Here is a 25,106-nt window from a genome sequence, read left to right on the forward strand (position 1 = left end):
GTCCGGCCTCAGACGGTGGGCGTACGCGTGAAGGAGCGGCGGTACGAGCGGGGCGGGACGCCCCGGCGGCGGACGAACTGGGCGCGGAGCACGGCCGCGCTGCCGAAGCCGACCGCGTGGGCGATCTCCTCGACCGGCAGGTCCGTGGTCTCCAGGAGCTCCTCGGCGCGGCTGAGGCGCAGCCCGAGCAGCCAGGCGTGCGGGGTGGTGCCCGTGGAGGCGGCGAAGCGGCGGGCGAAGGAACGCCGGCTCATCAGGGCCCGGCGGGCCAGCTCGGCAACGGGCAGCGGCTCGTGGAGATGCTCCCGGGCCCAGGCGAGCACCTCGGCGAGCTTCTCGTCCTGACTGTCCTCGGGTACGGGAGTGGCCAGGTACTGGGCCTGGCCGCCGTCCCGGTGGGACGGGAGCACCAGGTCCCGCGCGATGGCGTTGGCCGTGGTGGCGCCGTACTCGCGCCGCAGGAGGTGCAGGCACAGGTCGAAGCCGGCGGCGGCGCCCGCGCCCGTGGCGACGCTGCCCTCGTCCACGTACAGCGCGTCGGGGTCGACGGTGACGTCCGGGTGGCGCTCGGCGAGGAGGCCGGCGAACCGCCAGTGGGTGGTGGCCCGCCGCCCGTCGAGGAGCCCGGCGGCGGCGAGCGCGAAGGCGCCGACGCAGTGGGCCGCGACCAGTGCGCCGCGCCCGTGGGCGGCGGTCAGCGCGTCGAGTACGGCCGGGGCCGGGGGCGTACGGAAGTCGCTCCAGGGCAGGGCGATGACGAGGTCGGCCGAGGCGAGCCGGTCCAGGCCGTGCTCGACGACGAGCGGCAGACCCACGTCGGTGCGGACGCGGCCGGGCCGGTCGGTGCACAGGGCGAAGTCGAAGCGCGGCAGGCCCTGTCCGCGGAAGTCGAACACCTCGGAGACGATCCCGGCGCCGAGCATGCCGACGCCGGGCGGGGCGTAGGCGGCGACGGTCACGAAGGGCGGCACTCCAGGAGTGTGGCACGGGCCGCCGCCACACCTGGCACGATTCACGCGATCGATGGCAGTGCGGCCACTCGTGAAGGGGCCGCCGGAAGCGAAGACTTGGGTCCATGAACACCAACGACGACGCACTGCGCGGCCGCACCGCCCGCTACACGGTCCTGACCACCGGCTACACCCTCTCCACCGGCCCTGGGGTCGCCGCCACCGTCTCCTACGTGCACGACGGCGACCGGCACGTGATCGTCGACCCCGGCATGGTGGCCGGCCGCGACCGGATCCTCGGACCGCTCGCCGAACTGGGCCTCGGCCCCGACGACATCACCGACGTCGTGCTCAGCCACCACCACCCGGACAACACCATGAACGTCGGCCTCTTCGGCCGGGCGCGCGTCCACGACCACCACGCGATCTACGAGAACGACCAGTGGACCGACCGGGACGCCGAGGGCTACGAACTCACCCCGTCACTCCGCCTGATCCGCACCCCCGGCCACAGCCGCGAGGACATCACGCTCCTCGCCGGCACCGACACGGACATCGTCGCCTTCGTGGGCGACCTCTGGTGGCGGCCGAACGGCCCCGTCGACGACCCGGTCGCCCCGGACCACACGGTCCTGCGCGACTCCCGGCTCCGGGTGCTCGCCGCCGCGGACGTCATCGTCCCCGGCCACGGCCCGGCCTTCCCGGCCGACGACACGGCCCCGCGCTGACACCCCTAGCGGGTCAGCGAACGGCCCATGAGGACGTCGTCCACGTACTCCCCGTCCAGGAACAGCTCCCCCGGCAGCACGCCCTCCACCCCGAAGCCCTCCGAGGCGTAGAGCGCGCGGGCGGGCGCGTTGTGGCCGAGCACCCGCAGCGTCATCCGGACGGCGCCGTCCGCCCGCGCCCGGTCCATCGCGGCCCGCAGCAGCGCCCGCGCCACCCCGAGTCCCCGGGCGGATTCGGCGACCACGAGTCCCTGGATCTGGCGGACGTGGGCGGTGGCCGCGAGCGGCGTCGGCGGCACGGTCCGGACGTAACCCACGACCACGCCCCCGCGCACCGCGACGAGGTAGTCCTCGGGCCGGTGCCGGTCGTCGAAGAACGGTCCGTACGGCGGGACCGGCGCGGGCAGGACCGCGTGCAGGCGAGACCAGGTGACCCGGTCGAGCTCGGCGAGGACGTCGTCGTCCGCCCGTTCGGCGGTACGGATCAGGGTCTCCGGCACGATCATGACGGCCACTGTGCCACGCGCCCGCCGGGGAGGGCAGGATGGACCCCATGCAGCGTTCCGCCCTCCGCAAGCGCGTCGCCGTCACCGGCGCCTCCGGGCTCATCGGCTCCGCCCTCGTCCGCTCCCTGCGCGCCGACGGCCACGACGTCCTCCGGCTCGTCCGCCGTCCCGCGAGGACCGCCGACGAGGTCGAGTGGGACCCGGCACGGCTGTACGTGGACGCCGCCGGACTCGTCGGCGTCGACTCCGTCGTCCACCTGGCCGGCGCCGGCGTCGGCGAGCGCCGCTGGACCGAGGCGTACAAGCGGGAGATCCGGGACAGCAGGGTGCTCGGCACCACCGCCATCTCCCAGGCCCTCGCCTCCCTCGCGGACCCGCCGGAGAGCCTGGTCTGCGGGACGGCGCTCGGCTGGTACGGGGACACCGGCAGCCGCGCGGTCGACGAGAGCGCCCCCGCGGGCACCGGCTTCCTGCCCTCGGTCTGCGTGGAGTGGGAGGCCGCGGCGGCCCCCGCCGAGGAGGCCGGCATCCGCGTCACCTACGCCCGCACCGGTCTGGTCGTGGCGCGCGAGGGAGGCGCCTGGGGCCGGCTGTTCCCGCTCTTCCGCGCCGGGATCGGCGGACGGATGGGCGACGGCCGCCAGTACTGGTCGTTCATCTCCCTCCACGACGAGGTCGCCGCCCTGCGTCACCTCGTCGACACCCCGTCCCTGGCCGGCCCGGTCAACCTCACCGCCCCCGACCCCGTCACCAACCGCGAGGTCACGGCGGCGATGGGCCGGGTCCTGCGCCGCCCGACCCTCCTCACCGTGCCCGCGCCCGCCCTGCGGGTGGTGCTGGGGGACTTCGCGCAGGACGTGCTGGGCAGTCAGCGGGTGCTGCCGGGACGGCTGTTGGAGACGGGCTTCGACTTCGCGTTCCCGGGGATCGACGACGCGATCCGGGCGGCGGCGCGCTGACCCCGTACGCCCCGACCCCGCCCGCTCCCTCCCCTGCGCTCCCCCGTGCCGCACGCACCCCGGTGCGCGCGGCTGGCACGCGTGGGAGCGCTGCCTAGGCTCGACACGAACGGCGAACTCGGGCATTCCGGAGGCCCGTTGGGGGCATAGGCCTCCCACCGGCCGCGCCGACCTGGGGAGGGGCACGTGCTCAACAGCGCAGACAGCGCAAGGACCGCACAGCGTACGGACGTCGAACCCGACATCGTGGAGGCCGTGGACGTCGTCGTCGTGGGAGCCGGGCTCGCGGGGCTCGCCGCCGCCCACCGGCTGACCGGCGCCGGGCTCTCCGTGGCCGTCCTCGAGGCGGAGCCGCGGATCGGGGGCCGGATGGCGACCGAATCGGTCGACGGCTTCCTGCTCGACCGGGTCGGGCCGCTGCTCACCCAGTCGTACGAGGAACTGCGGGCCACCCCGGGGCTGGACGGCCTCGTGCTGCGCCCCTTCGCGCCCGGGGTGCTCGTGCACAGCGACGGGCGGTACGCGCGCTGGGGCGCGCCGCATCCGCGCCGGGCCGCCCTCGGGCCCCGCAGCCCGGGCAACCGGAGCGTGGGGGGAGCGTTCAGCGTGGCGCGCGCCCTCGCGAGCGCCCCCCGTCATCCGGCCGCCTCACTCGACCAGGCGCGGCTCGGCGCGTCCCTCGTGCGGCTCGCGGCGACCCCGACCCAGCGGATCCTGGCCCGGCCCGAACGGACCGCGCGCGAGGCCCTGACGGCCCGGCTGCCCGCCCGGACCGTGCAGGGCGTGCTCCGGCCGCTCCTCGCGGCGCTGCTCGGAGACCCTGACCTCGGCATGTCGAGCCGTCGCGCCGACCTCGCGCTGCGCGCCTTCGCCCGGGGCCGGACGGCCGTACCGGAAGGCGGGGCGGCGGCGCTGCCCGAGCGGCTGGCGGCGGCGCTGCCGGCGGGCACGGTGCGGACCGGGGTCCGGGTCACCGAGGCGTCGATCTCGCGGGTGACGACGGCGGAGCACGGGGTGATCCGCTGCCGTTCGGTCGTCCTCGCGACGGGGGCGCGGACGGCCGCCGAACTGCTGCCGGGGCTCCGCGTCCCGGCCTTCCACGCCCTGACGGTGCTCCACCACACGGCGCCCGTCGCCCCCACCACGGACCCCACCCTGCTCCTGGAGTCCGACCCCGGCGGGCCCGTCGCGCACACGGCGGTGATGAGCGCGGTCGATCCGAGCCGTGCGCCGGAGGGGCGGGTCCTGATCACGTCGACGGTGCTCGGGACGCCGCCGGACGACACGGAACGGCGGGTCCGCAAGCACCTGGCCACGCTGTACGGGACGTCGACCGACGAATGGGAGCTGCTCGGCCTGCGGCACACGGCGCACGCGGTGCCGGCGATGCCGCCGCCGCACGACGGGCGCCGCTCGGTCCGACTGCTCTCGGGCCTGTACGTCTGCGGCGACCACCGCGCGACGAGCACCCCCCAGGGCGCCCTCGCCTCGGCCCACCGCGCGGCGACGGCCCTCCTGACGGACCTGGGAATCCCGGCACCGAGGGAATCGGAGTCGACGGAGGCGGCGTGACGCACCGCACCGCCCACGACAGCGCCGCACGCGCCGCACAGGGGCGCGTGGTCAGCCGATCGCGGTCAGCCGATCGCGGCCACGCGGTCGCGGTAGGTGCGGGCCGGGGCCGCGTCCCGGTAGGGCTCAAGGCGGCGTTCGAAGTCGCGGACGTACTCCACGGCCCGCGCCGACCGCATCTCCGAGGCCTGCTGCGCCGCCTCCGCCCCCAGCGCGCACGCCTGTTCCAGTTCGCCGAGCGCCAGCCGGGAGGTGGCGAGGACGACGCGGCAGAAGAGGCGGCTGCGGGCGAAGCCGGGGGCGCGGAGCTGGAGGGCGCGTTCGGCGTGCTGCGCGGCGGGGCGGTACTGCTGGAGGTCCCGGTGGCAGTGGCCGAGCTCGTCGGCGAGCTGGGCCTCGTCGAACATCCGGGCCCAGTACGGCACCTCGTCCCCGGGCCGCGCCGCTTCGAGCGCGCGCTCGGCCCGTACGAGCGAGGCACTGCACGCCCGCGCCTCGCCGAGCACGGCGTGCCCGCGGCCCTCGACCGCGTGCAGCATCGCCTGGACGACGGGCGGCGCGGCGGGGCCGACGCCCTGCTGGGCGACCCGGGCGAGCTGCACGGCCTCGCGTCCGTGGCCGAGGTAGACGGCCTGGCAGCTCATGGTGAGGAGCACGTACGAGCCGTAGGCCCGGTCGCCGGCGGCCTGGGCGAGGCGCAGTGCCTGGACGAAGTAGCGCTGGGCGAGTCCGTGGGCGGCGATGTCGTACGAGGTCCAGCCGGCCAGCCGGGTGAGGTCGGCGGCGGCGGCGAAGAGGCGCCGGCCGACGGATTCGCCGTACGTGCCGCGCAGCATCGGCTCGGCCTCGTGCTCCAGGTAGCGGACGAGGGCCTGGCGGGCGTGGCCGCCGCCGTAGGCGTGGTCGAGGGTGCGGAAGAGCTCGCCGACGGAGCGGAGCGCGGCGATGTCGCCGCTGGAGACCCGCTGGCCGGGCGCCCGGTCCGTGCCGCGCTGCCGGGGCACGGAGAAGCGGCCCTGGGGCGGCACCCGGGGGTCGTGGGCGAGGCGGACGTCATGCGGGAGCCGGCCGTCCGCGCCGCCGACGACGCCGGTGGCGGTGGCCGTGGCCGCCGGGGGCGACGGGGAGCGGGAGCCGGGGGGCAGGTCCCCGCGGGCCACCCGGTCGTCGGCGCGGCCGATGAGCCAGTCGCGGCTGGGGACGACGAGACCCGCCGGGGTGAAGGCGATCTTGCGGAGTTCGGCGTGGCTGCCGGAGTCCTTGCGCCAGAGCCCGCTGACGATGTCGACGGCCTCCTCGGGGGTCGCGGCGAACTCCAGGCCCGCGTAGACCGGCGCGCAGGCGTCGAGGCCGAGGTCCTGGGCGGAGAGGCGGCGGCCGAGCCGGCGGGTGAACACCTCGGCGATGAGGGCGGGGGTGGTGCCGCGGGGCTGCTGGCCGCGGAGCCAGCGGGTCACGGAGGTCTTGTCGTACCGCAGATCGAGACCGTGCTCGAGACCGAGCTGGTCCACCCGTCTCGCCAGGCCCGCATGGGAGAACCCGGCTTCGGCGATGAGCGCGGCGAGCTGGCGGTTCGGGATGCGCTGCGGTGGTCGTTCCGTCATCAGCTGTGCGGTCTCCTGCCTTCCGGGTCCGGGCGGCAGCCCCGTCGGACCCTCATGGAACGGCGCGAATTTAGCGGTCCTCACCGCCTGTACCGCCACCTTCGCCCCACATTCATCCGATCGTGTGAGGATTGACGGCACCGCTGACGTAGGCGCCCCCGTCCACCTGCCGGAGGGGCGTCCCCTGCGCCGCCGTACAGTGGCATGGGCGCGAATGACGCATGGTGCCGGTCCGGCCCGGGATGATCCCCGGAGTCCGGCCCTCGGCACCCAGGAGGAGGCATGGCCGTGAGTGAGCTGCGATTCGTCCGCCTTGGGTTCGGCGAAGAAGCCGTCGAGTACCAGGTGGCCTGGGACAAGCAGCGCGAGGTGCACGCCGCGCGGTTCGCCGACGAGATCGACGACACCTGTCTGCTGCTGGAGCACCCGCCGGTCTACACGGCCGGCCGGCGCACGGCGGAGAGCGAGCGCCCGCTGGACGGGACGCCGGTGGTGGACGTCGACCGCGGCGGCAAGATCACCTGGCACGGCCCCGGCCAGCTGGTCGGCTACCCGATCATGAAGCTGCCCCGGCCGGTGGACGTCGTCGCGCACGTCCGCCGTCTGGAGGACGCGCTGATCCTCACCGCCGCCGAGTTCGGTCTGGACACGACCCGGATCGAGGGCCGCAGCGGCGTGTGGGTGCTGGGCGACCCGGTCGAGCACCGTCCGGTGCTGGGCGGCCTCTCGCTCGACTTCGACCCGCGGCTGACGGACGAGGAGTTCGACCCCCGGCTGAACGGCCCGGAGTACGCCCCGTCCAACGCGGGCCAGCGCCGTGAGGACCGGAAGCTGGCGGCGATCGGCATCCGGGTGGCCAAGGGCGTCACCATGCACGGCTTCTCGCTCAACGTGAACCCGGACAACGCGTGGTTCGACCGGATCATCCCGTGCGGCATCCGCGACGCGGGGGTCACCTCGCTCGCCAACGAGCTGGGCCGGGACGTCACGGTCGAGGAGGTGGTGCCGGTCGTGGAGAAGCACCTGCGGGCGGTCCTGGAGGGCGCGGAGCTGAAGCCGCGCGAGATCGAGCCGGCCTCGGCCTGAGGCCCGGCCCGGCTTGAGGTCCCGCCTCGGCCCGGGCCCGGCGGACCCTTCAGGAATGCAGGGCCCCGGCCACAGGTTGGCCACACGTAAGGCATGGGAAGCAACGGGCGTACCCTGGTGTGCGCCGAAGAATCGAAGCTACAGGAGCCGATGTGTCCGCAGTCGCACCCGACGGACGCAAGATGCTGCGCCTGGAGGTCCGGAACGCCCAGACCCCCATCGAGCGCAAGCCCGAGTGGATCAAGACCCGCGCGAAGATGGGGCCCGAGTACACGAAGATGCAGAGCCTCGTGAAGAGCGAGGGCCTGCACACGGTCTGCCAGGAGGCGGGCTGTCCCAACATCTTCGAGTGCTGGGAGGACCGCGAGGCGACCTTCCTCATCGGCGGTGACCAGTGCACCCGGCGCTGCGACTTCTGCCAGATCGACACGGGCAAGCCCGAGGCGCTGGACCGGGACGAGCCGCGCCGGGTCGGCGAGTCGGTCGTCACGATGGACCTGAACTACGCCACCATCACCGGCGTCGCGCGCGACGACCTGGAGGACGGCGGCGCCTGGCTGTACGCGGAGACCGTGCGCCAGATCCACCAGCAGACGGCGGACCGCGCCGACGGCCGGACGAAGGTCGAGCTGCTGGCCCCCGACTTCAACGCGGTGCCGGAGCTCCTCGCGGAGGTCTTCGCCTCCCGCCCCGAGGTCTTCGCGCACAACGTCGAGACGGTGCCGCGGATCTTCAAGCGGATCCGCCCGGGCTTCCGTTACGAGCGCTCCCTCGACGTCATCACCCAGGCGCGGGACTACGGTCTGGTCACGAAGTCGAACCTGATCCTCGGCATGGGCGAGACCCGTGAGGAGATCAGCGAGGCGCTCCAGCAGCTGCACGACGCGGGCTGCGAGCTGATCACGATCACCCAGTACCTGCGTCCTTCCGTCCGGCACCACCCCGTGGAGCGCTGGGTGAAGCCGCAGGAGTTCGTGGAGCTGAAGGAGGAGGCCGACGAGATCGGCTTCTCCGGTGTGATGTCGGGCCCGCTGGTCCGCTCTTCCTACCGGGCCGGCCGCCTGTACCAGCAGGCGATGGAGAAGCGCGCGGCCACGCAGACCGTGTGAATCGGAGCACAAGTAGTTACCGGCCGGTAGTGGCCGGATCGGACGCGGCCCGTACGGCCCCGCAGCTCAGCGGGGACGTACGGGCCGCGCCGGCGTTCGCCCGGCCGTCCAGATGGGCCCATCAACGTTTCATCAGTGTTTGACCACCGGGTCACGCCCTGGTAACACCAGTCTGTGAGCCTGGTTTCACTCACCGCCACGACTCGCTCACACCCCCGCCTCGTCTCACCCGCAATCGAGGGAGGACCCCGCCCATGCCGGCCGCATCGACGCACGTCCGCGTCACCGCGATCCCGTCCGTCACCGACGCCCTGAAGGCCGTGGAGTCCCTGCTCCTCGGCGCCGGGCAGCGCACCGCCCGGCGCAACGCCTGGAACTCCGTCCTGGAGGACCGCCGTCGCGCCAAGGACCGGGTCGAGGCCCAGCACGTGATGGAGGTCGCGTCGGGCCGGGCTTCCCGGGCCACGTAAACTTCAGGACATGGCGAGGAAGGCAAACACGGGCAGCGCTGACGCTGCGACCCCCGGGCGACTCAAGCAGATCGCCCTCACGTACAAGATGACCCGAAAGGCCGACCCGAAGGTCGGGCTTGTCGTCGCAGGCGTGGGCATCGTCGTACTCGGTGTCCTCCTCGCGATCGGCTTCCTGATCGGTCACCCGGTCTACCTGGGCATCCTGGGCTTCGTCCTGGCGCTCCTGGCGGCGGCCATCGTGTTCGGACGGCGTGCCGAGCGCGCGGCCTTCGGGCAGATGGAGGGACAGCCCGGCGCGGCGGCGGCGGTGCTGGACAACGTCGGCCGAGGCTGGACGACGACCCCCGCGGTCGCGATGAACCGCAACCAGGACGTCGTGCACCGCGCGGTCGGCCGCGCGGGCATCGTGCTGGTGGCCGAGGGCAACCCGAACCGGGTGAAGACCCTGCTGGCGGCCGAGAAGAAGCGGATGAACCGCGTCGTGGTGGACGTCCCGGTGACCGACATCATCGTCGGCGACGGCGAGGGCCAGGTGCCGCTCAAGAAGGTCCGTACGACCATGCTCAAGCTGCCTCGGGTGCTCTCCGGCCCGCAGGTGACGGCGGCCAACGACCGGCTGCGGGCGATGGGCGACCTGATGAGCAACATGCCGCTGCCGAAGGGTCCGATGCCGAAGGGCATGCGGATGCCGCGGGGCGGGAAGATGCGCTGACGCGCCCGACCTGAACGAGAGAAGGGCCCCGGACCACACGGTCCGGGGCCCTTCTCGTGTCCCCGTGGATCAGATGCGGACCTGGACGGCGCCCGAGAGGCGGTCGTGGAGGCCGCGGCCGTCGCGGTCCCAGATGAGGGCCGGGATCGCCAGGCAGACGAGCAGGGAGCGGATGACCACGCGGGGCAGGCCGAGCCGGCCGCCGTTCACGGAGACGACCCGGAGGCCGAAGAGGCGCTTGCCGGGGGTCGAGCCGACGGTGCCGACGGTCAGCACGCTCAGGACGAGCAGCAGGCCGAGGGCCCAGTTGCCGGTGGCCTGGTTGTAGCCGTCGGTGAGCAGGCCGTATGCGATCAGCGTGCAGAGGGCCCAGTCGACGGCGAGGGCGCCGAGGCGCCTGCCGGGGCGGGCGATCGAACCGGGGCCCTCCTCGGGCAGCCCCAGCTGCCGGCCGCGGTAACCGAAGTCGACGCCTGCGTCCTCGGCCGCCGCGCGGGGGCCGGAGAGCCAAGATCCGAGTGCTTGCCTGTTGTCCACCCGACCACGGTACTGCGCCCGTTTTTGATCACTTCGGCCCGGGTCGGCGAACGGCGCCGCCGGGCGGGGCGGGCACCCACCCCGGTTAACTTCGACGAAACAATTGGGTCATGCTTGAGAAATCCCGTCTGCCTATGGTCGGGTCCAGCGTGTGCCACCGCACTGGCCGCACGAACCAGCTGCAAACCCCGCCCCTCCCCGGGCCGGGAGTAGGAGGAGTGGGATGTCCGAGACGCACGGGTTCCAGAACGCCGACGAGGTCAAGAAGTTCATCCAGGACAACGACGTCAAGATGGTCGACGTCCGCTTCTGCGACCTCCCGGGCGTGATGCAGCACTTCACGATCCCGGCGACGGCGTTCGACCCGTCGGAGGAGCTCGCCTTCGACGGTTCGTCGATCCGCGGCTTCCAGGCGATCCACGAGTCCGACATGGCGCTCCGCGCCGACCTGTCGACGGCCCGCGTGGACCCCTTCCGCCGCGACAAGACGCTGAACATCAACTTCTTCATCCACGACCCGATCACGGGCGAGCAGTACAGCCGTGACCCGCGGAACATCGCGAAGAAGGCCGAGGCGTACCTCGCCTCCACCGGCATCGCCGACACCGCGTACTTCGGCCCCGAGGCCGAGTTCTACGTCTTCGACTCGGTGCGCTTCGAGACCTCGGCGAACCAGGGCTTCTACCACATCGACTCCGAGGCCGGCGCCTGGAACACCGGTGCGGAGGAGAACAACCGCGGCTACAAGGTCCGCTACAAGGGCGGCTACTTCCCGGCCCCGCCGGTCGACCACTTCGCCGACCTGCGCTCGGAGATCTCCCTCGAGCTGGAGAACGTCGGCCTGCAGGTCGAGCGCCAGCACCACGAGGTCGGCACCGCCGGCCAGGCCGAGATCAACTACAAGTTCAACACGCTGCTCGCCGCCGCCGACGACCTGATGCTCTTCAAGTACATCGTGAAGAACGTCGCCTGGCGCAACGGCAAGACCGCGACCTTCATGCCGAAGCCGATCTTCGGCGACAACGGCTCGGGCATGCACGTCCACCAGTCGCTCTGGTCGAACGGCGACCCGCTGTTCTACGACGAGACGGGCTACGCGGGCCTCTCGGACACCGCCCGCTACTACATCGGCGGCATCCTCAAGCACGCCCCGTCGCTGCTCGCCTTCACCAACCCGACGGTGAACTCGTACCACCGCCTGGTCCCGGGCTTCGAGGCCCCGGTCAACATGGTGTACTCGCAGCGCAACCGCTCCGCCGCCATGCGCATCCCGATCACGGGCTCGAACCCGAAGGCCAAGCGCGTCGAGTTCCGCGCGCCGGACCCGTCCTCGAACCCGTACCTCGCCTTCTCGGCGCTGCTCCTCGCGGGCCTCGACGGCATCAAGAACAAGATCGAGCCGGCGGAGCCGATCGACAAGGACCTGTACGAGCTCGCTCCCGAGGAGCACGCGAACGTCCAGCAGGTCCCGACCAACCTGGAGGCCGTCCTCAACGCCCTCGAGGCGGACAACGAGTACCTCCAGGCCGGCGGTGTCTTCACCTCCGACCTGATCGAGACCTGGATCGACTACAAGCGCACCCACGAGATCGCCCCGATCCAGCTCCGCCCGCACCCGCACGAGTTCGAGCTGTACTTCGACCTCTAAGCCGTACCGCGGTTCGTCACGAGGCCCGTCGCCCCCTTCCCGGGGGCGGCGGGTCTCGCCGTTTCCGGCCAAGATCACAGGAATGCGAACAGGTGACGAACTCTCGTGCGTACCTACGGGTAAGGGGTTCACGCTCCGCGACTGGTCGATAGCGTGTCGTCGTCGCGGCCGCCACACCCGGAGCACAGGGCTCCGCTGGGACTAGCTGGCGCGACTTGAGGACTGCCGACGTGACTCAGGCGGCTTTCGCCCCTGCAGAGACGCTCCGACTCCAGCCGTACACCGATCACTGCCGCGTCATCGCCGACGAGGGCGCGCACGTGGTCATCGGCGTCTCCCCGGGAAACAGTTATTTCACCGCCCAGCGGCTGCGCGAGCTGACGCGCTGGGGCATGGACCACTTCGACCAGGTCGATCTCGTCTACACCGATCTGCACGTCTCCGACATGTACGAGGCGCTGGGGTACGGGGCCGACGAGGCGCGACGGAAAGCCGTGAAGAACCTGCGGGGGGTGCGGGCGAAGGTCGCGGCCGCCGTGGCCGAGGCCGATCCCACGGGGGTACGGGTACGGGGCCGCGGGATGTCGGAGTTCGGCGACGTCCCGGCCTACCGCGCGCTGCACCGCACGGTGCTCGACGCGGTGGCGGCGGACCCCTTGGTGCGCGAGACCTGTGACGCGCTGACCGGGATCTTCCTGGCCGGGAAGCTGGCGCCGGGGCAGCGGACCGACGAGCGGCAGCGGGAGGTGTGCCGGGCGTACATCTGCGCCGAGGTGCCGCTGTTCCTGGACACCCCCGCGATCCTCGGGGTCCCGTCCTCGCTCAACTGCTACCACCAGGCACTGCCGCTGGCCGATCTGCTGTACGGCCGCGGGCCCGGGCTCCGGGCCTCGCGCAACCAGGGCCACGGAATCCTCACCCCCACCGACACCCCCGACCGAGGAGCCGCGCGATGAGCGTCGCCGTCGAGACCCTGCCGGCCTTCCCCTTCGACTGGGACGGGACCCGGCTGCCCGCCGAGGTCGAGGCGCTCCGCGCCGAACCCGTACGCCGGGTGCGGACGATCGCCGGGGCCGAGGCCTGGCTGGTCTCCTCGTACGAGCTGTGCAGGCAGGTCCTGGAGGACCCGCGGTTCAGCCTGAAGGACACCTCGGCGCCGGGCGCGCCGCGGCAGTACGCGCTGACGATCCCGCCGCACGTGGTGAACAACATGGGCAACATCACCGGGGCCGGGCTGCGCAAGGCCGTGATGAAGGCGATCAACCCGAAGGCGCCCGGCCTGGAGGAGTGGCTGCGGGCGCGGGCCGGGGCCCTGGTGGACGCGCTGGTCGCCGAGGGCGCGCCCGGGGAGCTGCGGGGCGCCTACGCCGACCCGTACTCGTCGGGGCTGCACTGCCGGATGCTGGGCATCCCGGAGGAGGACGGGCCGCGGCTGCTGCGCAGCCTGGACGTGGCCTTCATGAACGCCCCGTCCGAGATCGAGGCGGCCCGGCTCCACTGGGACCGGGACATCGCGTACATGACCGAGCGTCTCGACGATCCGGCGACGGGCGGGCTGATGGCGGAGCTCGCGGCGCTGCGCGAGGATCCCGAGTACGCGCATCTGACGGACGAGATGCTGGCGACGGTGGGCGTGACGCTGTTCGGGGCCGGGGTGATCTCCACCGCCGGGTTCCTGACGATGGCGCTCGTGTCGGTGCTGACCCGGCCGGACGTGCGGGCGGCGCTGACCGCCGGCGGCGGGCACGGGGTCGCCGGGGCGATGGACGAACTGCTGCGGGTGAACCTGTCCATCGGCGACGGGCTGCCCCGGCTCGCCCTGGAGGACGTGCGGCTCGGCGACGTCGAGGTGCGGGCCGGTGAACTGGTCCTGGTGCTGGTGGAGGCCGCGAACCACGATCCGCTGCACTTCCCGGACCCGCTGGCCTTCCGGCCGGACCGGGAGAACGCCGCCGACCACCTCTCCTTCGGCGGCGGTCGGCACTACTGCCCGGCGACGGCGCTGGGCAAGCGGCACGCCGAGATCGCCCTGGAGACGCTCCTCGACCGGCTGCCGGAGCTGCGGCTCGCGGTGCCGGTCGAGCAGCTGGTGTGGCGCACCAACTTCATGAAGCGGCTCCCGGAGCGGCTGCCGGTGGCCTGGTAGCCGGTGGGCGGGTGACGGGCGCGGTCCGGTGACGGGCGGCGCCCGGTGTCGGCGCTGCCCGGTCGCCTTGCCGGGCAGCGCCCCTCCCCCGTCAGCGCCCGTAGCGGATCAGGGCCCTGACCATGCGGCAGGTGGTGTCGGAGGGCGGGTGGATGCCGAGGGTCTCGGCGGTCGTGCGTATCGTCGCGTTCGTCGCCTTCGACGGGACGTAGACGCCGGCGTCGAGGAGGGCGATCGCGAGGCGCATGGCCTTCAGACGGCGGTTGTGCGTCACGTACCACTCGCGGGGGCGGCCCGCGGGGAGCGGCTTCCTCTGGAGCAGCTTCCACGGTTCGAGGGACGGTGTCCGGATCACGGCGAGAGCCATGGGCTACCTCCTGGCGAACGACGGGGTGCGGGCCCTCCCCGGGACCCTCACCTTCTCCCACCATTTTAGTGACCCCCACTGACAATCGCCGCTGGCCAGAGGGGGTTTGGGGGGTGGTGGAGAGGGCTCTGGGGGGTACCGTGGGGGCATGGAGATCTGGATCAATCCCGCCTGTTCCAAGTGTCGCAGCGCCCTCACCCTCCTCGACGCCGAGGGCGCCGACTACACCGTCCGCCGCTACCTGGAGGACGTGCCCTCGCCCGACGAGATCCGGCAGGTGCTCGACCGGCTCGGGCTCGAACCGTGGGACATCACGCGGACGCAGGAAGACGCCGCCAAGGAGCTCGGGCTGAAGGAGTGGGCCCGGGACGCCGAGAGCCGGGAGCGGTGGATCGAGGCCCTCTCCGCGCACCCCAAGCTGATCCAGCGGCCGATCATCACCGCCGAGGACGGCACCGCCGTCGTCGGCCGGTCCGAGGAGGCCGTGCGGGACGCCCTGTCCCGTTAGGGCGTCAGAAACGCCGTCAGGACCTCCAGAGCCCTCGGCGGCAGGGTCGCCGGAAGGGTGTGGTGGGTGGCCCCCGGGACGGTGTCCGTCCGCAGGCCGAGGGCCTTCGCCCGCTGCGCCACCTCGCGTGCGTCGTGCGCCCGGCTGCCCTCCGCGAGGAGGACGAGGGCCGGCGGGCGCAGGGCCGCGAGTTCGGCGGGGGTCGGGCGGGGACCGGTGACCGGGCGGCGGCTCGGGCGTTCGGCGGCCAGGGCGTCGAGGCGCCGTACCAGCGGGTCGTGTTCCGCGCCGCCCGACTCCCACGCCAGGAACGCCGCCGTGCGCGCGGCCGTGGGGCGGAGCAGTGTCGGCAGGGCCCGCAGCAGGTAGCCGGGGCGGAAGCCGGCGAAGCAGCCCGTCGGGTCGAGGAGGGCCAGGCGGTCGGTGCGGTCCGGGGCCGCCAGGGCGTACCGGAGCGCGATCCAGCCGCCGTACGAGTGGCCGCAGAAGGCCGCCGAGGAGAGTCCGAGGCCGTCGAGCACGGCGTCCAGCCAGGCCGTGAGGTCGGCGGCGGTACGGATGGGGCGGCCGTCCGGCCGGCTGCGGCCCGGCCCGCCGACGAGGTCGACGGCGTACACCCGGTGCGTGGCGCCGAGCGCCTCGGCCGTGGTGCGCCAGGAGGCGGCGGTCGATCCGCCGCCCGGCAGGAGGAGGACCGGCGGGCCGTCCTCGGGGCCGTGCCGCAGGAGGTGCGTGGCGCCGTACGGGGTGGGGAGTTCCGCGACGGTGGTGGAGCGGGGCCAGGCCGCGAGGAGTTCGTCGTACGCGGAGTCGAAGGCGGAGGCGGAGGCGGGGGCGGAAGCGGGAGCGGGAGCGGGGGCGGCGGAGTCGGAAGCGGAGTCGTGGGCGGAGTCGGCGGCCGGGGGCATTCCCTTGTCCTCTCGTTCGGCGATAATCTCGCTCAGCGAGATAATAGGAGGACGCGGTGGCCGAGTCACCCGAGCTGACCATCTTTCATCTGCTGCGCGAGGTCACCGTCGAATACGGCCTCCGGCAGGGCGAGTTCGCCGCACGCAACGGCATGCACCCCACCGACGTCCGCGCCCTGATCAGCCTCCTCGACGCCGAGCGGGCCGGCACCGACACGACCGCCGGGCGCCTCGGCGAGCGGCTCGGACTCAACTCGGCCGGCACGACCGCCGTCGTCGACCGGCTCGCCCACCTCGGCCTCGTCGCCCGCGTCCGCGACACCCGGGACCGGCGGCGCGTGCTCCTCGTGGTGGAGGAACGGGCCAAGGAGCTCGGCCGGGCGCACTTCGGGCCGCTCATCGACGGAGCCACGGCCCTGCTCGGCACCTTCGAGGAGCACGAGAAGGAAGCCGTACGACGGTTCCTGAGCGGCGTACGGGACCTCCTCGGCGACACCGGGGAGGAGCGGTGAGCGGAACCGACGCCCAGGGCCCCGGGGCCGACCTGCACCTGGACCTCGCCGCCGCCGGCGGCCGCCGGGCCGCGCTCGTCGAGGCCCTGCGCGCGGCCGTGCGCGACGGCCGGCTCGCCCCCGGGACCCGGCTGCCGCCCTACCGGTCGCTCGCCGCCGACCTCGTCATCGCCCGCAACACCGTCGCCGACGCCTACGCCGAACTCGTCGCCGAGGGGTGGCTCACCTCCCGCCAGGGCTCCGGGACCCGGGTCGCCGACCGGGTCGCCGCGCCCGCCCCCGGGCCGCCGCGGCCGCCCGCGCCCGCCCCGCTCCCGTACGACCTCGTCCAGGGCAAGCCCGACCCCGCCGCCTTCCCGCGCGCCGCCTGGCTCGCCTCGTCCCGGCGCGCGCTCACCGCCGCCCCGCACGAGGCCTTCGGGATCGGCGACCCGCGGGGCCGGGTCGAACTCCGGCTGGCGCTCACCGAGTACCTCGGGCGCGTCCGGGGCGTCCGCACCACCCCGGACCGCATCGTGATCTGCTCGGGCGCCGCGCACGCCCTGCGGCTCCTCGCGCGGGTCCTCGGCGGCCCGGCGGGCACCTGGGCCGTCGAGGCGTACGGACTGCCCTTCCATCGCGGACTCCTCGCCGAGGCCGGGGTGCGCACGGTGCCGGTCGACGTCGACGGGGACGGGGCGCGCGTCGCCGACATCCCCCGCCCCGCGCGGACCGTGCTCCTCACCCCCGCCCACCAGTTCCCCACCGGCGGGCCGCTGCACCCCGAGCGCCGGGCCGGTGTCCTGGAGTGGGCGCGGGCCTCCGGCGGACTGGTCGTCGAGGACGACTACGACGGGGAGTTCCGCTACGACCGGCGGCCGGTGGGCGTCGTCCAGGGTCTCGACCCCGAGCGGACCGTCCTCGTCGGCTCCGCCAGCAAGGCCCTCTCCCCCGCCCTGCGGATCGGCTGGATGTGCCTTCCGGCGGCGCTCGTGGACGAGGTGGTCGCCGCGAAGGGCCTCCGGGAGCCGTACGCCTCCGCGACCGAACAGCTCACCCTCGCCGACTTCCTCGTCTCCGGGGCGTACGACCGGCACGTGCGGCGGATGCGGCAGCGGTACCGGGGGCGGCGCGACCGGCTGACGGCCCTGCTCGCCGAGCGCGTGCCGCAGGCGCGCGTGACGGGCATCGCCGCCGGACTGCACGCCGTGGTGGAACTGCCGCCGGGCACGGAGCGGCCGGCCCTCGCCGCGGCGGTCCGGCACGGTGTCGCCGTGGAGGGCCTTGCCTCCTACCGCCATCCCGAGGCCCGGGGCCCGGCCCGTCCCGACGGGCTCGTCGTCGGCTACGCCACCCCGCCGGAGCGGCTGTACGGGGCGGCGCTCGACGCGCTGTGCGCCGCCCTGTCGGAGGCGCTGGCGGACGCGCCGTCCTAGGGGATGCCTTGCCGGTCAGGCCGGGCTCGCCGTCACGCCTCGGGGCTCGTGGCGCCTTCCGCCTTCGTCTCCGCCTCCGTCAGGATCTCCGTCAGGCGCAGGCCGAAACGGGCGTCGCAGGCGTCGGGCTCGCCGGAGCGGGCCGCGCCGACCAGGGCGTCCACCGCCGCGCCGAACGCACCCACCGCGCCGTCCCAGCCCGGCAGTACGGCCTTGCCCCCGGTGCCGTACAGGGTGAGGGCCGCCTCCGCCGCCTCCGGCGGGGCGCTCAGGGTGAGGGTGGCCGTGCTGCCCGCGCCCGAGGCGTGACGGAGGACCAGGTGGTGGGTGTCCGCCGGGCCCCGGGCGGCGGTGATCTCCGTGACGTCGCCGAGGACCGGCAGCAGGACCGACAGGACGTGCGGGCCCACGTCCCACAGGCCGCCCTTCTCCCGCCGCCAGGGCGAGGCGGCGTACGCGCTGCTCGAACCCGTCCCGTACAGCGAGCCGAGCCAGTGCGCCTCGCCGAGGAACCAGCCGCCGGCCGCCGCCTGTTCCTCGATCCAGCGGGCCGTCGGCTCCGCGAAGCGCAGCGTGCAGAAGACCACCGAGGCGACCCCGGCCGCCTCCACCGCCTCGGCCACCTTCCGCGCGCCCGCGACGGTCGTGGCGACCGGCTTGTCCAGCAGGACGTGACAGCCGGCCTCCGCCGCCCGGACCGCCAGCGGGGCCTGGACGTCCGGCGGGAGCGCGAGGGCCACGGCGTCGCTGGCCGCGAACAGGGCGTCCACGTCCTCGTACGCGCGCGTGCCCGAGGCCTCGGCGAGCGCGGCCGCCGCCTCCGGGCGTCTGCCCCACACCCCGCTGAACTCGATCCCCCGGTGCGCGGCCAGGGCCGGCGCGTGCGTACGACCGGCCCAGGGGCCGGTGCCGAGGAGTCCGATGCGGGGCCTGTCGCCCAGGTGCTTCGCCATGCCCCCAGTGTGCCGGGTGGGTCCGACAACGGCCTTCCCCACCCGGTCCGGGCCCAAGGCCCCACTCGGTCCGTCGCCCCGTGCCCCGCCCGGTGCTCGGGCCCCGGCGCCGTAAACCGCTCGACTCCTTCCCCCCGCCCGGTGCTAGCGTTTCCGGGCCGGCCGCGGGACTCCGGTGCGACTTCCGGAACCTGCCTCTGAAGCAACGTCTTCGCTGTTCGCACCCCCATTCCCCGGCCGGCACCCACGGCTTGGGAAAGGGAGGGGTCGTGTCCGAGCTCGTCGCCGCCGAGGACGTCCTCCTCTTCGTCAACGCCGCCGTGACCGCCACCGGTCAGCGCGAGTTCCGTTCCACGGCCGCCGCGCAGCACTTCTCGCTCCGCTTCGTCCACGAGTACGTCCGGGTCAACTACCGCCCCGTGTACGCCGCCGCCCTCGCCTTGGACATCAACCACCACAACGCCGCCCTCATCGTCGAGCAGCTGCTGCGCACCGCCGACGAGGCGGGCGGCCCCGAGGAGAAGCGGGCCGAGGGACGGCTGATCGCGGCCCGGCTCGCGCTGCTGCCGCCGCAGCGGGTCTACCGGCTGTTCCGCGCGCTGCGCGCCGCCGGGGTCAACAACCGGCGTACGCGCGCGATCACGCGCGCGTGGCTCGCGGCCCGGCCCGACCCGGCCCTGGACGCGGTGAAGTACCGGAGCGGGCTCAAGGCCGCCCTCCGGCACGTCCACGGGCGGCTGCCCGACCCCGAGACCGGCGACTTCCTCTTCGCGCCCGGCCGCCGCGTCCGGTACGAGAACCCGACGCTCGACGCCTTCCGCCGGGCCCGCTACGAGCAGAGCGCGCTCTACGAACTGCCGTTCACCGTCGCGGAGGGCTTCGCCGCCCGGCACGGCGTGCCGCGCGAGCTGTTCCTGGAGCGGATCGCGCCCCGGATGACCCGGCTCGAACAGCTCAGGACCGAGCGGGCCGCCGACCTGACCGTCATGCCGCTGACCCGCCTCGCGCTGTACGTCCTGTCGCTGCCGTACGGGGAGCGGGTGGCCCGCCGGGCCGAGCTGACGGCCGCGCTGCGGGCCGCCGCCCGGCGCGCGGCCGGGCCGTACGCCGGGAGCTGGGGACGGGTCGCGGCCGTGCTCGACGACAGTTTCTCCTCCTCCGGCTCCGCGGTGAAGCGGCGCCGTCCGCTGGCGGTCGCCCTCGGCTGCCACCACCTCCTCGAGGCCCTCGCGGCGCCCGGGGCGTACACCCCGCTCTGGACCTCGGGCGGCGACGATCCGCTGCTCGTACGGCCGTACGGCCCGACGCCGCTCGGCACCCGGATCCTGGACGCGCTCGACACCGGCCCGGAGCGTCTTGTGATCGTCTCGGACGGCTGGGACAACGCGCCGCCGGGGCTCGCCGGCGAGGTGCTGCGGGTGTGGCGCTCGCGGCTCGACCCGGAGCGGCGGACGAGCGTGGTGCACCTGAACCCCGTATACGACGCGGAGGGCTTCGATGTGCGCCGGCTGGCCCCGAGCGTGCCCGTCGCGGGAATCCGCGACGCGGAGGACCTGGCGGCGCTCGTGGAGATCGCGCAGTTCGCCGAGGGGCGGACGGGGTTCGCGGAACTGCGGGCGTATCTGGACCGGCGGGTGGAGCTGTTCCTGGCAGGGGCGACGGGAGAGGGGGCCCGGGGGTGAGCCGGATCGATCTGAGCGGGCTCGACGTGCGGCCCGCGCAGGTGTGGGGCGGGGTACGGCTCGTGCCGCTCGTCCGGGCCGAGCCGGTGCCGGGCCTTCGGCTGCACCGGGAGGTCTACGGCGGCTTCGGCGCGGTCGACCTGCCCGACCGCACCACCTACCTCTCGTACGTCCCGCACGGCTTCGTCGCCGACTGGACCGGGACGGGGTCGGGCGCGGAGTCCGCCGCGTACGGGACCCGGCTCGGCGGGGAGGTGACGGCGGCGGACAGCATGCCCGTGCGCCGTCTCCACCGGATGGCCAAGCGGCGCCGCGACAAGGACGGACGCGCCGAGCGCAGGCTCCGCTTCCTGCCGCTGCACCTCGCCCTGGAGGGCTACCTCGCGCTGCACTTCGGCGGGCCGTCCGTGGTCTGGGACGAGTGGTCCCGGGAGGCGGTCCGGCACGGCCTCTCGCCACGCTCCGAGGCGGCGTACGCGGGGTGGAGCGTGCCGGGGCTCGCGGAGGCGCTGCGGATCTTCGAGCTGCACCCGGGCCAGTGCGGCATGCTCCTGTACGTCGCCGACGCGCTCGCCGCGGCCTTCGTCGTCCCGCATCCGGAGGACTACCGGCTGCTGCACCCGACGCTGGTCGAGGACCTGTACGGGGAGCTGGTCCACCAGTACGCGTACTACGGCGCCCCCGTGCCCGAGTTCACCGCGCGCATCCGGGACGGGGCCGGCGGCGTCCGGAGCCTCGCGGACCTGCGGGCGGCGGCCCGGGAGCAGGAGCGGGCCTGGGCGGCGGCGCACGACGGCCTCATGGCGCGGGACCTCCTGGAGACCTCGTACGCCTTCGAGCGGGTGCAGCGGATGGGGCCGTTCGACCTGTACCGGTTCCTGCCGCCGTTCCTGCGGGGCGGGGCGGAGCAGCACATCGGGGAGCTGATCACCGACCGCAAGGGGCGGACCGTCTATCTGAAGACGTTCCGACTCTCGGAGAACCAGATCCGAAAGGGGCACCTGCTGCGGCGGCTCGCCGACTGCGACTGGCACCTGGGGAGGACGGCGGAGGCGCTCGGCACCTCGTACGCGGAGGTCGTGCGGCGGATCCGGAGCGCCGGGCTCGACCCGCTCCTGAACGCCCATGTGGTCACGGAACGGCTCCGCGAAGATCAGGAAAGCTGAGTAACACGGGGTTCACATTCGGGCAACCGACGGGAAATCCCGTGTTGCGAAGCTGCGACCGGACACAGACACCGCAGCTTCTCGCAGCGTCGCGAGCCGCCGCGACACCCGCAGCAGCACGCCCAAAGGATGAGGCCCGTGACCTTCAAGGCTGAGTACATCTGGATCGACGGCACCGAGCCGACCGCGAAGCTTCGTTCGAAGACGAAGATCATCGTGGGCGGGGGCGCCGCGCTCGGCGAGCTGCCGATCTGGGGCTTCGACGGTTCCAGCACGAACCAGGCCAAGGGCCACGCCTCGGACCGTGTTCTCAAGCCGGTCTTCGTCTGCCCGGACCCGATCCGCGGCGGCGACGACGTCCTGGTGCTGTGCGAGGTCCTCAACACGGACATGACGCCGCACGAGTCCAACACGCGTGCCGCGCTGGCCGAGGTCGCCGCGAAGTACGCCGCTCAGGAGCCGATCTTCGGCATCGAGCAGGAGTACACGTTCTTCGAGGGCACCCGCCCGCTCGGCTTCCCGGTCAACGGCTTCCCGGCCGCTCAGGGCGGCTACTACTGCGGTGTCGGCGCGGACGAGATCTTCGGCCGCCCGATCGTCGAGGCGCACCTGGAGAACTGCCTCAAGGCCGGTCTCGGCATCTCCGGCATCAACGCCGAGGTCATGCCCGGGCAGTGGGAGTTCCAGGTCGGCCCGCTGGCCCCGCTGGAGGTCTCGGACCAGCTGTGGATCGCCCGCTGGCTGCTGTACCGCACGGCCGAGGACTTCAACGTCTCCGCGACGCTGGACCCGAAGCCGGTGAAGGGCGACTGGAACGGCGCGGGCGCGCACACCAACTTCTCGACGAAGGCGATGCGCGAGGGTTACGACGCGATCATCACCGCCGCCGAGTCCCTCGGCGAGGGCTCGAAGCCGCTCGACCACGTCAAGAACTACGGCGCCGGCATCGACGACCGCCTGACGGGCCTGCACGAGACCGCCCCGTGGGACCAGTACTCCTACGGCGTCTCGGACCGCGGCGCCTCGGTCCGCATCCCGTGGCAGGTCGAGCAGGACCAGAAGGGCTACATCGAGGACCGCCGCCCCAACGCCAACGTGGACCCGTACGTGGTGACCCGCCTCCTGGTGGACACCTGCTGCGAGGCCCTGGCCAAGGCCGGCCAGGTCTGACCCGCACCCTCTGAAGGGGCGCCCACCGTCAGGGACGGGGGGCGCCCCTTCGGCATGCGCACGGGGGTCCGGGAGGCACCCTCTCTCCCGGCATGTGGGAAGGATGACACGGGGTTTGGCCGGCAGAGGGGTCGTCGACGGCATTCCCTTCTGGTTCAATAGGGATATGGCCATCACTCAGAACGACACCGCGACGGGTCGTCACGACCTCGAGCCGTTCTGGCCTTCCCGGCAGCACCACGACTTCGACCGGGTGTGTTGCCGCGCGAGGAACGCGTCGGCCCTCTAACGCCCCGATCGGAACGGTCCGATCCCGGCCTTCGGCCGACGCGCACGACGTACGACTCCTGTCCGTTCGTTTCTTCGCGCGAAAGAGCTGAGACCTCATGGCCCAGACCGCTCACAGCACCCCCACCGCCGTCCGCCCCGGCCGTCATCGGCTGCGTGCCGTCGATCCCGACGAGATCGTCGACTTCGCCCAGGTCGCGGACTTCCTGCCGCCCGGCGCCACCCTGCTGCCCGCTCCCCCGCACACCCTGCCCACGCTGCCGGGGCGGCCGCCGATGGTCGGCTACCTCGTGCTCGTCCCCGCCGACCAGCAGGCGCGGCTGCCGCTCGCGGCTCCCGCGCCCGTGGCCGCCGCGGTCGACGAGCCCGGTCCCGTGGTCATCGACGGGGTGCGGCGGGTCGCCGTCGTGGACGGGGTGGCGCTCGACCTGACGTATCTGGAGTTCGAGCTGCTCGCCCATCTGGTGGCACACCCCCACCGGGTGCACACCCGCGACCAGTTGGTCACCACGGTGTGGGGGTACGGACACGTCGGCGACGGGCGCACGGTCGACGTGCACGTGGCCCGGCTGCGGCGCAAGCTGGGCGCCGAGCACCGCCACACGATCCAGACCGTGCGGCGGGTCGGCTACAAGTACACGCCCTGATCCGTCAGTTCGCCTTCGCCCTCGTCCTGGACACCAGTCCCAGGACGAGGTCCACGGCGAGGAACAGCAGCAGGCTGATGCCGAGCAGCGGCACGAACCAGGCCACCAGCGCCGTGACCGCGAGCAGCGGGAGCAGCAGGGTGACCGGGATCCTCCGCCACGCCCCTCGGGCCGCCGGGCGGCCCGGGCGGCGCAGCCACCACATCCGGTAGCCCCACAGGATCAGAAGGATCAGGGAGAGCGCCAGGGCGGCGAGCGCCAGCTGGTTGAACAGGCCGAGGAACACGCCGGTGTGCCCGTCGATGCCTATCCGGGTGAGCTTGGCCAGCAGCGGGTAGTCGGCGAAGCGGAGCCGGTCGAGGACCGTGCCGTCCGCCGGGTCGAGCGCCACCGAGTCGAGCTCAAGCGGGAACTGGGTGTCGGTCTCCTTGACCACGTACCCCTTGCCCCCGGTCGGCAGGACCAGGGAGATCTTCGGGCTGTCGATGCCGGCCGCCCGGGCGGCGTCGAGTGCCTTGTCGAGGCCGATGTCCGGGCCCTGGGCGGCGGCGCCGCCGGTGTGGGCGCCGCCGTGGCCCTCGTGCTCCGAGGAGCCGCCGGCCACGCCGCCGACGGTCGCGGTGAGAGTGGGGGTCGCGCCGCCGAGGCCGTCCTGGACGATGCCGATGTTCTCGCCCGCGTACCGCGACCAGGTCAGGCCCGTCGCCGAGAGCAGGACGAGACCGGTCACGGCCCACAGGCCGACCGAGCCGTGCCAGGACAGGGTGCGGCGGCGCGAGGCCGGACCGCCCTCCGGTACGAACAGGGCGCGGCGGTTCCTGCGGCGCCGGCCGAGCCAGAGCAGCAGGCCGCCGAGCGCGATGACCCAGAGCCAGCTCGCGGCGAGTTCGCTGTAGTTGCGGCCGGTCTCGCCCAGGTGCAGATCGCGGTGCAGGCCGTCGATCCAGGTGCGCAGCGGCAGGGCGCCGGAGCTGCCGTAGCTGGGCAGCTGTCCGCGTACGTCACCGGTGTACGGGTCGACGAAGACGGCCAGCTGGGTGTCCTCGGGGACGTCGGGGTCGGCCATCAGGACCCGGGTGGTCGCGCCGGGTTCGGCGCCGGGCCAGACGGCGGTGACGGTGCCGTTCGGGTTGACCTTGCGGGCGATGTTCACCTGCTGGGAGAGCGGCAGGGTGGTCTCGCCGACGGGGACCTCCAGCTCGTGCGCGTACACGACCTTCTCGGCCTGGAAGGAGAGCGCGTAGAGCAGGCCGCTGGCGGCGGCCACGAGGAGGAACGGGGCGACGAGGACGCCCGCGTAGAAGTGCATGCGCAGGACGAGGGGGCGCAGTGCGCTCCAGGCCGTGGGCTTCGCCGGGGCGGCGGGGGAGGCGGGGGCGGGGTGCGACGGTGGCGCCTCGGTGGTTTCCGGGCGTGCGGGATCGTCGATGGTCATGACGTGGCTGTCCTTGGAGTTCGGT

Annotated in this window: 25 protein-coding genes; 17 read left to right on the top strand and 8 right to left on the bottom strand. The window is 73.6% G+C overall.

Translation table 11 applies throughout. The features are described 5' to 3' along the window. Nucleotides 1-8: 8 nt before the first annotated feature. Nucleotides 9-923: a helix-turn-helix domain-containing protein gene (locus DEJ43_RS09165; protein WP_051026036.1), complete on the bottom strand. Its 915-nt coding sequence runs from the start codon at nucleotides 921-923 to the stop codon at nucleotides 9-11. A 152-nt stretch (nucleotides 924-1,075) separates the two neighbouring features. Here DEJ43_RS09165 and DEJ43_RS09170 point away from each other — a divergent pair, with 152 nt between their 5' ends. Further along, nucleotides 1,076-1,678: an MBL fold metallo-hydrolase gene (locus DEJ43_RS09170; RefSeq protein ID WP_015033057.1), complete on the top strand. Its 603-nt coding sequence runs from the start codon at nucleotides 1,076-1,078 to the stop codon at nucleotides 1,676-1,678. A gap of 5 nt (nucleotides 1,679-1,683) precedes the next feature. Here DEJ43_RS09170 and DEJ43_RS09175 read toward each other — a convergent pair whose 3' ends face one another. Then, a complete protein-coding gene (locus tag DEJ43_RS09175) occupies nucleotides 1,684-2,184 on the bottom strand; it encodes a GNAT family N-acetyltransferase (protein WP_041663768.1) in 501 nt (166 codons plus the stop codon). 38 nt (nucleotides 2,185-2,222) lie between these two features. Here DEJ43_RS09175 and DEJ43_RS09180 point away from each other — a divergent pair, with 38 nt between their 5' ends. Both DEJ43_RS09180 and DEJ43_RS09185 read left to right on the top strand, forming a co-directional pair. Then, nucleotides 2,223-3,143 (top strand): TIGR01777 family oxidoreductase, encoded by a 921-nt coding sequence (locus tag DEJ43_RS09180; RefSeq protein ID WP_015033059.1) that lies wholly within the window; start codon nucleotides 2,223-2,225, stop codon nucleotides 3,141-3,143. Between the two features lie 243 nt (nucleotides 3,144-3,386). Beyond that, nucleotides 3,387-4,715 carry an NAD(P)/FAD-dependent oxidoreductase gene (locus DEJ43_RS09185; RefSeq protein ID WP_041663770.1) on the top strand — a complete coding sequence of 443 codons (1,329 nt, stop codon included), beginning with the start codon at nucleotides 3,387-3,389 and terminating at the stop codon, nucleotides 4,713-4,715. 65 nt (nucleotides 4,716-4,780) lie between these two features. Here DEJ43_RS09185 and DEJ43_RS09190 read toward each other — a convergent pair whose 3' ends face one another. Further along, nucleotides 4,781-6,319, bottom strand: a complete 1,539-nt coding sequence (locus tag DEJ43_RS09190; protein WP_015033061.1) for an NsdA family TPR-like regulatory protein — start codon at nucleotides 6,317-6,319, stop codon at nucleotides 4,781-4,783. A 288-nt stretch (nucleotides 6,320-6,607) separates the two neighbouring features. Here DEJ43_RS09190 and lipB point away from each other — a divergent pair, with 288 nt between their 5' ends. From lipB to DEJ43_RS09210, 4 genes are all read left to right on the top strand, one after another. After that, entirely contained in the window at nucleotides 6,608-7,405 is a 798-nt protein-coding gene (gene lipB, locus DEJ43_RS09195) for a lipoyl(octanoyl) transferase LipB (protein WP_041663771.1), read from the top strand. A 152-nt stretch (nucleotides 7,406-7,557) separates the two neighbouring features. Then, the gene (gene lipA, locus DEJ43_RS09200; RefSeq protein WP_015033064.1) at nucleotides 7,558-8,514 is read left to right on the top strand and encodes a lipoyl synthase; all 957 of its coding nucleotides are present in this window, start codon (nucleotides 7,558-7,560) and stop codon (nucleotides 8,512-8,514) included. Nucleotides 8,515-8,768: 254 nt separating this feature from the next. Then, a complete protein-coding gene (locus DEJ43_RS09205; protein WP_015033065.1) occupies nucleotides 8,769-8,984 on the top strand; it encodes an SCO2195 family GlnR-regulated protein in 216 nt (71 codons plus the stop codon). A 10-nt stretch (nucleotides 8,985-8,994) separates the two neighbouring features. Next, on the top strand, nucleotides 8,995-9,699 hold the full coding sequence (locus DEJ43_RS09210; RefSeq protein WP_015033066.1) for a DUF4191 domain-containing protein: 705 nt from the start codon (nucleotides 8,995-8,997) through the stop codon (nucleotides 9,697-9,699). Nucleotides 9,700-9,768: 69 nt separating this feature from the next. On the opposite strand, the gene DEJ43_RS09215 is transcribed toward DEJ43_RS09210, so the two are convergent. Next, nucleotides 9,769-10,236 (bottom strand): RDD family protein, encoded by a 468-nt coding sequence (locus tag DEJ43_RS09215; protein ID WP_015033067.1) that lies wholly within the window; start codon nucleotides 10,234-10,236, stop codon nucleotides 9,769-9,771. A 223-nt stretch (nucleotides 10,237-10,459) separates the two neighbouring features. On the opposite strand from DEJ43_RS09215, the gene glnA reads away from it, so the two are divergent. The 3 genes from glnA to DEJ43_RS09230 all read left to right on the top strand — a co-directional run bounded on the left by glnA (nucleotide 10,460) and on the right by DEJ43_RS09230 (nucleotide 14,030). Then, nucleotides 10,460-11,884, top strand: a complete 1,425-nt coding sequence (gene glnA / locus DEJ43_RS09220; protein WP_015033068.1) for a type I glutamate--ammonia ligase — start codon at nucleotides 10,460-10,462, stop codon at nucleotides 11,882-11,884. A 230-nt stretch (nucleotides 11,885-12,114) separates the two neighbouring features. Then, nucleotides 12,115-12,840: a cyclodityrosine synthase gene (locus DEJ43_RS09225; protein WP_015033069.1), complete on the top strand. Its 726-nt coding sequence runs from the start codon at nucleotides 12,115-12,117 to the stop codon at nucleotides 12,838-12,840. Next, nucleotides 12,837-14,030, top strand: coding sequence for a cytochrome P450 (locus DEJ43_RS09230; RefSeq protein ID WP_015033070.1), 1,194 nt, complete (start codon nucleotides 12,837-12,839; stop codon nucleotides 14,028-14,030). Before DEJ43_RS09225 ends, DEJ43_RS09230 begins: the two co-directional genes overlap by 4 nt. A gap of 91 nt (nucleotides 14,031-14,121) precedes the next feature. Here the strand turns inward: DEJ43_RS09230 and DEJ43_RS09235 are convergent, their stop codons facing one another. Next, nucleotides 14,122-14,397 (bottom strand): hypothetical protein, encoded by a 276-nt coding sequence (locus tag DEJ43_RS09235; RefSeq protein WP_015033071.1) that lies wholly within the window; start codon nucleotides 14,395-14,397, stop codon nucleotides 14,122-14,124. Between the two features lie 148 nt (nucleotides 14,398-14,545). Between DEJ43_RS09235 and DEJ43_RS09240 the strand changes: the two genes are divergently transcribed. Next, nucleotides 14,546-14,905, top strand: coding sequence for an arsenate reductase family protein (locus DEJ43_RS09240; RefSeq protein WP_041662305.1), 360 nt, complete (start codon nucleotides 14,546-14,548; stop codon nucleotides 14,903-14,905). Here DEJ43_RS09240 and DEJ43_RS09245 read toward each other — a convergent pair. Then, nucleotides 14,902-15,813 carry an alpha/beta fold hydrolase gene (locus DEJ43_RS09245; protein WP_015033073.1) on the bottom strand — a complete coding sequence of 304 codons (912 nt, stop codon included), beginning with the start codon at nucleotides 15,811-15,813 and terminating at the stop codon, nucleotides 14,902-14,904. The genes DEJ43_RS09240 and DEJ43_RS09245 overlap by 4 nt on opposite strands. A gap of 56 nt (nucleotides 15,814-15,869) precedes the next feature. On the opposite strand from DEJ43_RS09245, the gene DEJ43_RS09250 reads away from it, so the two are divergent. Both DEJ43_RS09250 and pdxR read left to right on the top strand, forming a co-directional pair. Further along, nucleotides 15,870-16,325: a MarR family transcriptional regulator gene (locus DEJ43_RS09250; RefSeq protein ID WP_015033074.1), complete on the top strand. Its 456-nt coding sequence runs from the start codon at nucleotides 15,870-15,872 to the stop codon at nucleotides 16,323-16,325. Further along, nucleotides 16,322-17,740: a MocR-like pyridoxine biosynthesis transcription factor PdxR gene (gene pdxR, locus DEJ43_RS09255; RefSeq protein ID WP_015033075.1), complete on the top strand. Its 1,419-nt coding sequence runs from the start codon at nucleotides 16,322-16,324 to the stop codon at nucleotides 17,738-17,740. The genes DEJ43_RS09250 and pdxR overlap by 4 nt, the downstream gene beginning before the upstream one ends. Nucleotides 17,741-17,772: 32 nt before the next feature. Here the strand turns inward: pdxR and DEJ43_RS09260 are convergent, their stop codons facing one another. Beyond that, complete coding sequence (locus DEJ43_RS09260) at nucleotides 17,773-18,693, bottom strand: Gfo/Idh/MocA family protein (RefSeq protein ID WP_041662307.1); 921 nt, start codon at nucleotides 18,691-18,693, stop codon at nucleotides 17,773-17,775. Nucleotides 18,694-18,962: 269 nt separating this feature from the next. Between DEJ43_RS09260 and DEJ43_RS09265 the strand changes: the two genes are divergently transcribed. The 4 genes from DEJ43_RS09265 to DEJ43_RS09280 all read left to right on the top strand — a co-directional run bounded on the left by DEJ43_RS09265 (nucleotide 18,963) and on the right by DEJ43_RS09280 (nucleotide 23,646). Then, nucleotides 18,963-20,375 (top strand): hypothetical protein, encoded by a 1,413-nt coding sequence (locus DEJ43_RS09265; protein WP_233447930.1) that lies wholly within the window; start codon nucleotides 18,963-18,965, stop codon nucleotides 20,373-20,375. After that, nucleotides 20,372-21,541, top strand: coding sequence for an ARPP-2 domain-containing protein (locus DEJ43_RS09270; RefSeq protein WP_015033078.1), 1,170 nt, complete (start codon nucleotides 20,372-20,374; stop codon nucleotides 21,539-21,541). Before DEJ43_RS09265 ends, DEJ43_RS09270 begins: the two co-directional genes overlap by 4 nt. Before the next feature lie 138 nt (nucleotides 21,542-21,679). Then, complete coding sequence (gene glnII, locus DEJ43_RS09275; protein ID WP_041662309.1) at nucleotides 21,680-22,711, top strand: glutamine synthetase; 1,032 nt, start codon at nucleotides 21,680-21,682, stop codon at nucleotides 22,709-22,711. Between the two features lie 386 nt (nucleotides 22,712-23,097). Then, complete coding sequence (locus tag DEJ43_RS09280) at nucleotides 23,098-23,646, top strand: winged helix-turn-helix domain-containing protein (RefSeq protein WP_015033081.1); 549 nt, start codon at nucleotides 23,098-23,100, stop codon at nucleotides 23,644-23,646. 4 nt (nucleotides 23,647-23,650) lie between these two features. Here DEJ43_RS09280 and DEJ43_RS09285 read toward each other — a convergent pair whose 3' ends face one another. Next, on the bottom strand, nucleotides 23,651-25,081 hold the full coding sequence (locus DEJ43_RS09285) for a PepSY-associated TM helix domain-containing protein (RefSeq protein ID WP_015033082.1): 1,431 nt from the start codon (nucleotides 25,079-25,081) through the stop codon (nucleotides 23,651-23,653). Nucleotides 25,082-25,106 lie beyond the last annotated feature (25 nt).

Source organism: Streptomyces venezuelae ATCC 10712, assembly GCF_008639165.1.
Lineage (GTDB): Bacteria > Actinomycetota > Actinomycetes > Streptomycetales > Streptomycetaceae > Streptomyces > Streptomyces venezuelae.

What these genes read in the sequence shown, in the direction of transcription:
- DEJ43_RS09165 (WP_051026036.1), bottom strand. Translation starts at nt 923, where the DNA reads ATGCTCGGCGCCGGGATCGTCTCCGAGGTGTTCGACTTCCGCGGACAG.
- DEJ43_RS09170 (WP_015033057.1), top strand. Translation starts at nt 1,076, where the DNA reads ATGAACACCAACGACGACGCACTGCGCGGCCGCACCGCCCGCTACACG.
- DEJ43_RS09175 (WP_041663768.1), bottom strand. Translation starts at nt 2,184, where the DNA reads ATGATCGTGCCGGAGACCCTGATCCGTACCGCCGAACGGGCGGACGAC.
- DEJ43_RS09180 (WP_015033059.1), top strand. Translation starts at nt 2,223, where the DNA reads ATGGACCCCATGCAGCGTTCCGCCCTCCGCAAGCGCGTCGCCGTCACC.
- DEJ43_RS09190 (WP_015033061.1), bottom strand. Translation starts at nt 6,319, where the DNA reads ATGACGGAACGACCACCGCAGCGCATCCCGAACCGCCAGCTCGCCGCG.
- DEJ43_RS09205 (WP_015033065.1), top strand. Translation starts at nt 8,769, where the DNA reads ATGCCGGCCGCATCGACGCACGTCCGCGTCACCGCGATCCCGTCCGTC.
- DEJ43_RS09210 (WP_015033066.1), top strand. Translation starts at nt 8,995, where the DNA reads ATGGCGAGGAAGGCAAACACGGGCAGCGCTGACGCTGCGACCCCCGGG.
- glnA (WP_015033068.1), top strand. Translation starts at nt 10,460, where the DNA reads ATGTCCGAGACGCACGGGTTCCAGAACGCCGACGAGGTCAAGAAGTTC.
- DEJ43_RS09230 (WP_015033070.1), top strand. Translation starts at nt 12,837, where the DNA reads ATGAGCGTCGCCGTCGAGACCCTGCCGGCCTTCCCCTTCGACTGGGAC.
- DEJ43_RS09235 (WP_015033071.1), bottom strand. Translation starts at nt 14,397, where the DNA reads ATGGCTCTCGCCGTGATCCGGACACCGTCCCTCGAACCGTGGAAGCTG.
- DEJ43_RS09240 (WP_041662305.1), top strand. Translation starts at nt 14,546, where the DNA reads ATGGAGATCTGGATCAATCCCGCCTGTTCCAAGTGTCGCAGCGCCCTC.
- DEJ43_RS09245 (WP_015033073.1), bottom strand. Translation starts at nt 15,813, where the DNA reads ATGCCCCCGGCCGCCGACTCCGCCCACGACTCCGCTTCCGACTCCGCC.
- DEJ43_RS09260 (WP_041662307.1), bottom strand. Translation starts at nt 18,693, where the DNA reads ATGGCGAAGCACCTGGGCGACAGGCCCCGCATCGGACTCCTCGGCACC.
- DEJ43_RS09280 (WP_015033081.1), top strand. Translation starts at nt 23,098, where the DNA reads ATGGCCCAGACCGCTCACAGCACCCCCACCGCCGTCCGCCCCGGCCGT.
- DEJ43_RS09285 (WP_015033082.1), bottom strand. Translation starts at nt 25,081, where the DNA reads ATGACCATCGACGATCCCGCACGCCCGGAAACCACCGAGGCGCCACCG.